This is a genomic window from Nonomuraea sp. NPDC003201 (assembly GCF_053590415.1).
Genome location: NZ_JBSFTC010000353.1, coordinates 1 through 10,599, shown reverse-complemented (window position 1 = coordinate 10,599; position 10,599 = coordinate 1). Strand labels below are relative to the sequence as shown.

At 72.6% G+C, this 10,599-nt stretch carries 8 protein-coding genes; 3 read left to right on the top strand and 5 right to left on the bottom strand.

All coding sequences use genetic code 11. The features are described from left to right. Both ACWDX9_RS53540 and ACWDX9_RS53535 read right to left on the bottom strand, forming a co-directional pair. A partial coding sequence (locus ACWDX9_RS53540) for an FGGY family carbohydrate kinase (RefSeq protein ID WP_449969845.1) occupies positions 1–943 on the bottom strand: 943 nt, incomplete at its 3' end. 2 nt (positions 944–945) lie between these two features. Next, complete coding sequence (locus tag ACWDX9_RS53535; protein ID WP_449969842.1) at positions 946–2,442, bottom strand: APC family permease; 1,497 nt, start codon at positions 2,440–2,442, stop codon at positions 946–948. 74 nt (positions 2,443–2,516) lie between these two features. Here ACWDX9_RS53535 and ACWDX9_RS53530 point away from each other — a divergent pair, with 74 nt between their 5' ends. Next, entirely contained in the window at positions 2,517–3,236 is a 720-nt protein-coding gene (locus ACWDX9_RS53530) for a GntR family transcriptional regulator (RefSeq protein WP_449969839.1), read from the top strand. Between the two features lie 7 nt (positions 3,237–3,243). Here ACWDX9_RS53530 and ACWDX9_RS53525 read toward each other — a convergent pair whose 3' ends face one another. The 3 genes from ACWDX9_RS53525 to ACWDX9_RS53515 are packed head-to-tail and all read right to left on the bottom strand — an operon-like array spanning position 3,244 to position 8,003. Then, positions 3,244–4,065, bottom strand: coding sequence for an SDR family NAD(P)-dependent oxidoreductase (locus ACWDX9_RS53525; RefSeq protein WP_449969836.1), 822 nt, complete (start codon positions 4,063–4,065; stop codon positions 3,244–3,246). 12 nt (positions 4,066–4,077) lie between these two features. Beyond that, positions 4,078–6,723 (bottom strand): family 78 glycoside hydrolase catalytic domain, encoded by a 2,646-nt coding sequence (locus ACWDX9_RS53520; protein WP_449969833.1) that lies wholly within the window; start codon positions 6,721–6,723, stop codon positions 4,078–4,080. Further along, entirely contained in the window at positions 6,720–8,003 is a 1,284-nt protein-coding gene (locus tag ACWDX9_RS53515) for an MFS transporter (RefSeq protein ID WP_449969830.1), read from the bottom strand. The genes ACWDX9_RS53520 and ACWDX9_RS53515 overlap by 4 nt, the downstream gene beginning before the upstream one ends. A 164-nt stretch (positions 8,004–8,167) precedes the next feature. Here ACWDX9_RS53515 and ACWDX9_RS53510 point away from each other — a divergent pair, with 164 nt between their 5' ends. Both ACWDX9_RS53510 and ACWDX9_RS53505 read left to right on the top strand, forming a co-directional pair. Further along, positions 8,168–9,145, top strand: a complete 978-nt coding sequence (locus ACWDX9_RS53510; protein ID WP_449969827.1) for a LacI family DNA-binding transcriptional regulator — start codon at positions 8,168–8,170, stop codon at positions 9,143–9,145. Positions 9,146–9,278: 133 nt separating this feature from the next. After that, positions 9,279–10,599 (top strand): serine/threonine-protein kinase (locus ACWDX9_RS53505; protein ID WP_449969825.1); only part of this gene is annotated, 1,321 nt, incomplete at its 3' end.

Sequence of the window (10,599 nt, the reverse complement as noted above, 5' to 3'; positions counted from 1 at the left end):
CGGAGGGCGCCGCGACGGCGTCGAGCTGGTCCGCGCCGGAGACGAGGCCGAGGTCGGCGAGCCAGCGCACGGCCGAGGCCGCGGTGTAGACCTGACCGTCCACGCAGTAGCGCGTCTCGCCGCGCAGCCGCCAGGCGATCGAGGTGGCCAGACCCGACGCCGAGCGCGCCGGGGACGTCCCGAGCTGGGCGAGCAGGAAGGCGCCCGTGCCGTACGTGCACTTGGCGGTGCCCGCCTCCAGGCACGCCTCGGCCAGCAGCGCGGCCTGCTGATCGACGATCAGCCCGGTCACCGGGACCTCCGGGCCGAAAGCGGTGGTCGTGCCGACGACGGCGTCGCCGGCGACGATCTCGGGGAGCCGTTCGGAACCGAGCCCGAACAGCTCCAGCAGCTCGCCGTTCCACCGCGCGTCCTCCAGCCCGAGCAGGAGGGAGCGGCTGGCGGTGGAGGCGTCGGTGACGAACGCGCCGCACAGCCGGTGCACCAGCCAGGTGTCGGTGGTCGTCACGACGCCCTCGGTGGTCAGCTCGTCGCGGATCCAGCGCATCTTCGGCGCCGAGAAGTACGGGTCGAGCACGAGGCCGGTCAGCGCGGCCACCCGCCCGGCATGCCCGGCCCGCGCGGCGCACAGCGGCTCGGCACGGCGGTCCTGCCAGACGATGGCGGGCGTGAGCGGCTCGCCGGTGACGGGATCCCAGGCCAGCACGGTCTCGCCCTGGTTGGCCAGCGCGACCGCGTCCAGCGGCACGCCCGCCGCGGCGGCCGCGCGCCGCCCGGCGGTCAGAACGGAGTCGAGCAGGGCACGCGGGTCCTGCTCGACGCCGCCGCCCTCCAGGTAACGCGGGCGCAGGGCCTCCTCGGCGATCGCCAGGACGGCGCCACCGGCGTCCACGACGATGGCCTTGGTCCCTGACGTGCCCTGGTCGATCGCGAGGACGTGCATCGTCAGATCTGCTCCTTCTGCGCGAAAGCGCCGTCGATCGAGTGCATGTCGGGCATGTCCAGCGCCCGGCGGCCACGGGTCGCCAGCAGCGTCACGAGGTAGGCGGCGCCGATCACGACCATCACCAGAACGTAGAGCCAAGCGTCGCGGAAGGAGGCATCGCGGAAGAGGGACAGCTCGAACACCAGCCACACGACCGACACCGCCAGGACGGGCTTCTCCCAGGCGCCGAGGTCGAACTTGCCGTTGGCCGGCAGGTGCCGCCGCTTGGCGAGGTAGAGCGCGACGGTCGCGGCGTAGATGACGGCCGGCAGCAGCGTGGCCGCGCCGAACAGGGTGAACAGCGCGTCCTCCGAGAAGGCCGAGAACAGGCCCAGGATCACCTCGGCGAGCACCACGTAGAACACCGTCGCCCGCAGCGGGGTGCCGAGGCGCGGCGAGACCCGCTGCCAGTGCCGCCAGCCCGGGAACCGCTCGTCGCGGGACATCGCCCAGGTCAGGCGAGTGCCGGTCATCATGATGACCAGCCCGCAGGCGAAGATCGCCAGCACGACCAGCAGCAGCAGGAGCGTGGCGACGACCGGCCCGAGGGTCTGCTTGATGACGTCGGCGATCGGGGTGCCGGACGCCGCGAGCGCCACGGGGTCGCCGGCCGCGAGCGTGACCGCGACCAGGAACAGGAAGCCCAGGACACCGGAGGCCAGGACCGCCTGCCACATGGCCCGCGGGACCACCCGCTCGGGGTCGGTGGTCTCCTCGGCGAGGTTGGCCGCCGACTCGAACCCGACGATGGTGAACGCGCCGAGCAGGAAGCCCAGCACCCACGGCCCGGCCGAGGTCAGGTCGCCGAAGCCCCAGTATCCCTCGGCGGGCACGGCGCCCCTGCTCCACAGGTTGCCGAAGTCCATGTCGTTGCGGACCGCGGCCACGACGAGCAGCAGCACGGTCAGCAGCACCATGCCGGCCAGCTCGGCCGACACGGCGGTGTTGTTGACCTTCTCGGACCACCGGGTGGAGCCGCCGACGAGCGCGGCCTGACCGAGCAGGATCACCGCGGTGACCGCCCAGGTGATGCCGCCGCTCGCCGTGTAGTCCAGCAGGACGGGCAGGACCGTGGAGGCCACCGTGTAGTCCACGGCCACGACGACGACGGCCAGGAACATGAACGAGATCCAGCCGATGATCCACCCGAGCACCGGGTTGGCCAGGCGGGAGGTCCACTGGTAGGCGTACCCGGTCACCGGGATCCGGGAGGCCAGCGAGCCGATGACGAACGCCACCGCGAGCTGGCCGACCACCGCGATCGGCCAGGTCCAGATGCCGAGCGGCCCGGAGGAGCTCAGCACCGACCCGTAGGTGGTGAAGATGCCGGTCGCGATCGAGACGAACGCGAAGGCCACGGCGAACGAGGCGAACCTGCCGGTCCGCCGCTCGAAGGACTGTTCGTAGCCGAACCGGGCCAGCTCGTCGCTGTCGGTACGCGCTGTGTGGTCTCTCATCGCAACCTCCCTCTTGGTATATACCATGTGGTTTAGACCGCAAGGTATCGTCCAAGTGGGCTAGGGTGTCAAGCATGGGTTCACCCCGTTACGTGACGATCGCCGCGGAGCTGCGCGACCGCATCACCGGCGAGAAGCTCGGCCCGCACACCCTCATGCCGTCGGAACGGGAGCTCAGCGAGACGTTCGGCGTCAGCCGGATGACCGCCCGGCAGGCCCTGGCGCTGCTGGAGAAGGAGGGATACGTCTACCGGCGGCCGCCGCGGGGCACGTTCGTGGCCGAACCGCGGGTGCCGTTCCACATCGGCAGCTTCTCCGACGAGATCATCCTGGCCGGGCGGCGGCCGTCGGCGCAGCTCATCTGGGCCGAGGAGCGCCCCCCGACCCCTTCGGCCCGGGAGGCGCTCGACCTGGCCGGTGACGAGACCGTGCACGCCCTGCACCGGCTGCGCTTCGCCGACGACGAGCCGATCGCGCTGGAGACCACCTACTTCCCCAGTGCGATCACGCCCGGCCTGCTGGCGCGGCCCCTCACCGGCTCGCTCTGGCACATCCTGCGTGCCCACTATCGCGTCGTGCCGGCCGACGCCTCCGCCGTCATCGAGTCCATCGTCATCGACGACGCCTCCTGCGCCCGGCTGCGGGTCCGCAGCGCCTCCAGCGGGATCCTCCTGACCCGCCGCACCTACACGGCCGAGGGGCGCTGCATCGAGTTCGCGCGCGACGTGTACCGGGCCGATCGCGCGTCGTTCAAGGTGGAGGCGCGGATCCCGGTACCCGTCGAAGGCGGCTGAACGCGCGTCAGGCGGTGTCGCCGCCGTCGGCCAGCAGCGTGCTGCCGGTCATGAAGGCGGACAGGTCCGACGCGCAGAACAGGACGACGCGCGCGATGTCGTCGGGGACGCCGACCCGGCCGATCGGGCCGTTCAGCATGAGGTCGGTCGGCGGGAGGTCGCCGGCCGGCACGGTGGCTGGTATGGCGGCCGCCGCCATCATGTTGCCCTCCGTGGGGACGTAGCTCGGCGCCACCCCGAGCACGCGGATGCCCAGCGGAGCGAGTTCGAGCGCCAGCTCGCGCGTGAGACCGCGGGCGGCGTGCTTGGACCCGACATAGGCGGCCAGGCCCGGCGCGCTCCCGCGGAAACCCGCGGTCGAGATGATGTTCACGATGGCACCGCCGGTACCGGCCGCCGACATCCGCCGCGCCGCCTCACGCGCGCCGACGAAGACGCCGCGGGCGTTGACCGCGAACACCTGGTCCCAGGTCTCCTCGCTCATCTCCAGCAGCGGGACACTCGGGAAGATCCCGGCATTGTTCACCCAGATCTCCAGGCCGCCGAGCTCGGCGACCGCGAGATCGGCCGCCGCGGCCACGGACGCCGCGTCGGTGACGTCCATGGCGGCGCCCACCGCGCGTACCCCGTGGCGCTCGGCGAGCTGCTTGGCGGCGGTCACGGCGAGCTCTTCGTCGATGTCGCCGATCAGCAGGTCGGCGCCCGCCTCGGCCAGGCGCAGCGCGATCGCCCTGCCCAGCCCGCGACCGCCGCCGGTCACGACCGCGCGCCGCCCTCGCAGGGAGACGAGCTCGGCCAGGGACTTGGCCGACACATCGGCAATGGACATGAATGAACTCCTTCAGTTGATGGGACGTCGTTGGGAGAAACTCCCCGGGCCGGTGTGGAACGTGCTGCCGTCCGGGAAGCGGATCCGCGCCTCGGAGCCCCCGGGCACGTCGACCGCGATGGTCAGGTGGCCGTCCTCGACGCGCCAGTCGACGGCGATCCGGCCCCGCGGGCCGTCGAAAGCGCCCGTGGCCCAGGTGATCGCCTCGTCGAGCACCGGCGCGACCACGAAGGACTCCCAGCCGGCCGAGCCCGGCGCCTGCCGCAGGCCGAGGGTGTGGGTGTGCAGGAAGCGGATGACCGCCCCCTTGCTGTAGTGGTTGAGCGACGCCGTGGCCGTGCCGTCCTCGGACACCCCGTCCCAGTCCTCCCAGACGGTCGTCGCGCCCCGGTCGAGCATGCCCAGCCACGAGGGGGACGAGCGCCGGTACAGCACCCGGTAGGCCACGTCGGGGTGGCCGCAGTCGGCCAGGACGGGCAGCAGGTCCGCCGTCGAGAGGAAGCCTGTGCCGAGGTGGCCGCCGGCCGCGTCGATCAGGCCGACGAGGTGCCGGGCCGCCTGCTCGCGCAGGTCCTCAGGTACGAGCTCGAACGCCAGGGCGCGCACGTAGCTCGCCTGCGTGCCGGCCTTGGTCCGGCCCTCGGCGTCCAGGAACTCCGTCTGCCAGGCCCGGCGGACCCGCTCCGCCGTCTCGCGGTAGCGGGCCGCCTCGCCGGCGTGCCCCAGCACCTGCGCCACGTCGGCGAGGGTACGGACGGAGCGGAACAGGTACGCGGTGCCCACCTCGCCCTTGTCCGCCAGGTACCACGCCATGGGATCGCTCATCACGGGATCGACGAGGGACCCGTCCGCCGCGCGTTTCTTCGGCTCCAGCCATTCCCCCCAGTGGAAGGAGCCGTCCCAGACGAACTCCTCGTGCGCGAGCGGCTCGGCCGAGCGTTCGACGCGGGAGGGATGCCGGGCGTCGCGCGCGGTCGCCAGCGCCCACTCGACCCACCGGCGCATCGCCGGCCAGTTCTCGGCGAGGGCGGCCGTGTCCCCGTAGGTCGTGTAGAGCACCCATGGGACCAGGACGATCGCGTCGCCCCATCCCGCCGAGCCGGTGATCCCGTTCGTCATGGGCTCGTCGTGGACCTTGAGCCGGTTGGCGTCGGGGGAGGAGTTCACCACGCGGCCGTCGTCGAGCTGGTCGTCGCGGACGGAGCGCAGCCACTTGCGGCTGAAGCCGTCGACGTCGTACAGGCGCGCCGCGGTCGGCGCGAAGATCTGGTAGTCGCCCGTCCAGCCCAGGCGCTCGCGCGTAGGGCAGTCCGTCGGGAGGTCCACGGCGTTGCCGCGGAAGCTCCAGCGCGCCACCTCGTGCAGCCGGTTGAGGTCGTCGTCGCTGCAGGCGAACGTCGCCGTCGGGCGCAGATCGGTGTGCACGACCCGCATGACGATGCTCGCCGGGTCCACGGCGCGGGAGACGCGCGCGTACCGGAAGCCGTGCACGGTGTGCCGGGGCTCGAACACCTCGCCGGGCCGTCCTGCGGAGACGACCTCGTCGCGCTGCACGAACGGGATCGCCGCCTCGCCCGGCCGCCGGCTGTCCAGATGCGTCGTCGTCAGGTCCCCGGTCGGGTCCAGGTGCTCGCCGTAGTCGATCACGGTACGGGTGCCGGCCGGGCCCAGGTCGGTGAGCGCGATCCAGCCGGAGGCGTTCTGGCCGAAGTCCACGATCCACGCGCCGTCGCCGTGCCGGGTCACCGAACGCGGGGCGATCCGCTCCACCCGGCGCACCGGCGGGGCCGGTGACCAGCTGATCGGCGGCGCGGTGACCGCGTCCACCAGGACGGGCCGGGCGGCGCCGGGCGGGGCCGTGAAGTCGGTCGTCTGGCCGTTCATCAGGTCGGCCGCGACGACGGCGCCGCGGCGCGAGGTCCAGTCCGCGTCCGTGACGGCGACCGCCTCGGTGCCGTCGGCGTAGCGGACGTGGAGCTGGAGCCGCGCCGCGGTGGTCGTGCCCCACGAGTCGCGCTTGCGCCAGGTGCCGGCGCTGCCCCGGTACCAGCCGTCCGACAGCAGGATCTCCAGGTCGTTGCCGCCGCCGCGCAGCAGCGCCGTGACGTCCGCGGCCTGGGCGTACAGCGTGTCCCCGTACGAGGTGGAGCCCGGCGACAGCTCCGCCGTCCCCACCCGCGTGCCGTTGACGAACGCCTCGTAGACGCCGAGCGCGGTGGCGTAGAGCCGGGCCTGGGCGATGTCGCCGCGCAGGTCCACGCTGCCGGCCAGGACGTAGGCCGGACGGGAGCCGTCGCCGTCCTCCTGCGGGGAGATCCAGCGCGCCGACCAGTCCCGGTCCAGCAGGCCCGACTCGAACGCGTGCCAGGGCGACCAGCCCGAGGACCGCCCGCCGCGACGCGTTCGGACCCGCCAGGCCACGGACTGCCGGCTGCGCAGCGGCGGCAGCGGCCACTCGACGAACAGGTGCCGGGCGGAGACGACGTTCTCGATGCTCCGCTCGACGCCGTCGACCCGGAGCTGGAGGTCGTAGCCGTCCTGCCCGCTCCACGTCAGCGGCGGCTTCCAGGACAGCGCCGGCCGCTCCTCGGCGACCGGGAACCGATCACCGCCACTGGCGATCCGCAGGTCGTACGGCGCGTGCTCGCTCGTCCTCATCGCACCGACCGCACCCGCGTGAACACCAGCGACCCGCCGACGAGCGCCAGCACCGCGCCGGTGAGGTAGAGCAGCGTGTAGTTCTTGTCGCCGCCGCTCGCGCCGATGCCGATGACGAACGGGGCGATGAGCGGCGCGATCGCGCTCGGGAGCTTGTGGGCGAACGACACCACGGCCATGTACCGCCCGGCCTCCTCCCGGCTCGGCAGCACCGCGAGCACGATCGCCTGGTCGACCGCGCTGAAGAACGCGATCGCGAGCTGCATCAGCACGGACCCGATCATCAGCACCGGGAAGGAGTACGCGAAGGCCTCCACCAGCGCGCCCGCCACGAAGAACAGCGCGCCGACGAGGGCGAACAGTTTGCGCCGCCGCAGCTTGTCCGACAGGAAGCCGCCGCCGATCGCGCCGAGGGCCGCCGCGGCGACGCCGAGGATCCCGATGAGGGCCGCCGCCCCGGCGACCTCCCGCACCGGCAGGTCCAGGCGCTGGGCGTAGAAGAACGTGGTGAACGTCGTGTTGCAGTACAGCCCCATGAAGAACATCAGGCGCCCCAGCCAGTTCCAGCCGAAGTCCGGGTACTTGCGGGGGTTGAACACGTAGCTGGACGCCAGCGTCCGCACCGACACCGGCGTGGTGTGCACGGCGCCGCGCGTGTCGTCCTCCTTGCCCACGACGAGGAAGACCCCGAGCAGCACCGCGCCGACGACGCCGGGCAGGACGAAGACGAGGAACGTGTTGCCCGTCACGGCGGTGGTGATCCCGATGCCGACGATGGGGGCGATCTGGCCGGTCAGCCCGGTGAGGCCGCCGATCTTGCCGCGCTGGGCCTCGGGGATGCGGTCGGCCTGCACGTTGAGGATCGCCTGGGAGGCGGTCGCCCAGCCCAGCATCGCGAGGATCCAGCCGGCTCCCACGAGCAGCAGGCTCGGCGCGACCGCGATGCCGACCAGCGCCGCCAGGCCCAGGACCAGGCCGGCGAGCAGGAAGGGGCGGCGGCGGCCGAGGCGGCTGCGGGTGCGGTCGCTCCAGACGCCGAGCAGGGGACTGAGCACGAGGTAGATGGTCTGGGCGGTGCCTGTGACGTACCCGAGCACCTCCTCGTGCCCGGGGGCGAGCTCGTCGATCCGCACCGCCAGCGAGAACGACAGCGGGACCACGAAGGCCATGGAGATGCCGAAGTTGGCGGCCATCATCCAGAAGATGTAGCTCGCACTCGCCCTCGGCAGATCGTCGGGGGTCCGGGTTTCGAGCGGTCCGAGAGAGGGGGAAGTGGCCATGAACACCGTTCCCAAGCAGTAAGGGCCGAAAAGTGCAGCTCATTACTTAAGCGCATCAGTAACCTACCGTTGACCGCCGCACGGCTCGCAAGACGTCTCCCCGTAACAAGTACGCAACGGAGGCGCCCGTCACACAGGCGGCCGGAATCTCCTACGATGCCGACATGAGACGCCCAGCGAAGCGGGTCACCAGCGCCGATGTCGCCCGAGCAGCCGGCGTCTCCGCCGCGACCGTGAGCTACGTGCTCAACGACACCCCGGGGCAGTCGATCCCGGAGGAGACCAGGCGCCGCGTCCTGGACGCGGTCAAGCAGCTCGACTACCGCCCGCGCGGCTCGGCCCGCTCCCTGGCCGCGGGACGCAGCGACGTCGTCCTGCTGTCCATCCCGCACCTGTCGATCGGCCCCGGCATCAACCGCTTCGTCGAGCAGTTCGCCGCCTCCCTGGCCCAATCCGGCCTGACCCTGGTCACCCACCTGGCCGGAGCGCCGGGACGGCCGCTGCCCGACGTCTGCGCCGCGATCGACGCCTCGGTGGTCGCCAGCCTCGACCCGCTCGACGACGAGACCGCGCAGGCCCTGCGCCGGGCGGGCGCGGACCTCGTCTTCACCACCGAGGTCGAGGCCCACCCCACCATGCGGCTCATGGGCCGCCTCCAGGCCGAGCACCTCATCGACCTGGGCCATCGCCGCCTCGGCTACGCCATGCCCGAGCACCCGCTGCTCCGCAGGATCGCCGACGACCGGCTGGCCGGGGTGGCCGAGGCCTGCGCGCACGCCGGCATCGACCCGCCGGCCGCGCTCGACACCAAGCTGGACAGCGCCGCGATGGCCCGCGCCGCCAGGCGCTGGCGGCGAGAGTCCGTGACCGCCGTGTGCGCCTACAACGACGAGGTCGCGATCGCCCTCCTCATGGGCATGCGCCGCGCCGGGCTCACCGCCCCCGGCGATCTGGCGGTCATCGGCGCCGACGACATCCCCCTCGCCCAGGCCGCCGACCCGCCGCTCAGCACGATCGCCTTCGACCTGGAGAAGGTGGGCCGCTCCCTGGCGGACGCGGTCGTGGCCAACCTGTCGGGCCGCAAGCCCCGCCTGGCGCCGGCCTCGTTGTCCCCGCACGTCATTCACCGCGCCTCCACCTGAAACCTCCGGGAGCGCCGCGCTCGGGCCGATCTTCGCTTACTGTGCATTTCGGGGGAAACGCTGCGGGAGAATGGCCGGGCCGGCGCGCACGGAAGCGCGGCGTACCGGGGGAAAACGGAGGATGACGTCGGGAATGAGCACGCAGACGCACGAGCATCTCGGCCCGTACCGGGTGCTCGGGAAGATCGGCGAGGGCGGCATGGGGGTGGCCCACCTCGGTCTGGACGGCGCGGGCCGCGAGGTCGCGATCAAGGTGCTGCACCCGCACGTGGCCGCCGATCTCAAGTCGCGCGACCGGCTGCTCCGCGAGGTGGAGACGATGCGGCGGGTACGCAGCCGCTACGTGGCCGAGGTGATCGACGCCGAGCTGGCGGGCAACCGGCCCTACGTGGTGACCCGCTTCGCCGCGGGCCGCACGCTGGAGGACACCGTGCTCACCGACGGCCCGCTGGAGGCACGCGAGGTCGTCAAGCTCGCGCAGGGGCTGTGCCAGGCGCTGGTGGACATCCACGCGGCCGACGTGATCCATCGCGACCTCAAGCCGTCCAACGTCATGCTGGTCGACGGCGAGCCGCTGGTCATCGACTTCGGCATCGCGCATCTGGTGGACGCGGCCCGGCTGACGCAGACCGGGATGTTCGTCGGCACGCCGGGCTACCTGGCGCCGGAGATCATCCGTGACTCGCAGATCACCCAGGCGGCCGACGTGCACGCGCTGGCCTCGACGGTGTTCTTCGCGGCCACGGGGCTGCCGCCGTTCGGGACGGGGACGTTCGAGGCGATCTGCTTCAACACCATGGAAGGGCGGGCGCAGATCGACAAGGCGCCGGCGTGGCTGCGGGGCTGGCTGAGCCGGGCGCTGCAGGTCGATCCGGCGGCGCGGCCCGGCGCGGGGGAGTTGCTGCGGCTGGCCAGGGCCCTCGATCCGGCGGGCCGCCCGGACAGGACCAAGCGGATCGCGAGCGGCACGCTGACCATGGACATCGTCGCCGACCTGCTCCCGCCGGTCGAGTACGCGCCGAGCCGCCAGGAGGAGCGGCCGCCGCCCTACGTGCCCGCCCCGGCGCCGACCGTCCACGCCGACCAGCCGCGGGAGCCCCGCCCGGCCCCGCCTCCCGCGGAGCCCTTCGAGCTCAAGCGGTTCCTGGCCGGCAGCGGGTTCGTCGGGGTGCTGGTGCTCGTGACGCTGGTGGCGGCGACCGTCGTCATGCCGGTCGCCGTGGGCCTGGTGGCGGCGGCCCTCTCGCTGGCGTTACGCGCCGGCGATCACTTCCTCGCTGAGACCCGGCCGCCGTTCGCCAGGGCCGCGCTCGTCGCGGTGGGCCACCTGTTCCTGTCGCTGGCGTTCGGCACCGTCGTCGCGAGCCTCCTGCACCTGTCCGGCCGGTTGAGCGCCAGCCACGCGGAGTCCCTGGCCGCCGGCGCGTTCACGCTGGGGCTGTTCGTGCTGCCCG

Coding starts and splice junctions, on each gene's coding strand:
- ACWDX9_RS53535 (WP_449969842.1), bottom strand. CDS start 2,442: ATGAGAGACCACACAGCGCGTACCGACAGCGACGAGCTGGCCCGGTTC.
- ACWDX9_RS53530 (WP_449969839.1), top strand. CDS start 2,517: ATGGGTTCACCCCGTTACGTGACGATCGCCGCGGAGCTGCGCGACCGC.
- ACWDX9_RS53525 (WP_449969836.1), bottom strand. CDS start 4,065: ATGTCCATTGCCGATGTGTCGGCCAAGTCCCTGGCCGAGCTCGTCTCC.
- ACWDX9_RS53520 (WP_449969833.1), bottom strand. CDS start 6,723: ATGAGGACGAGCGAGCACGCGCCGTACGACCTGCGGATCGCCAGTGGC.
- ACWDX9_RS53515 (WP_449969830.1), bottom strand. CDS start 8,003: ATGGCCACTTCCCCCTCTCTCGGACCGCTCGAAACCCGGACCCCCGAC.
- ACWDX9_RS53510 (WP_449969827.1), top strand. CDS start 8,168: ATGAGACGCCCAGCGAAGCGGGTCACCAGCGCCGATGTCGCCCGAGCA.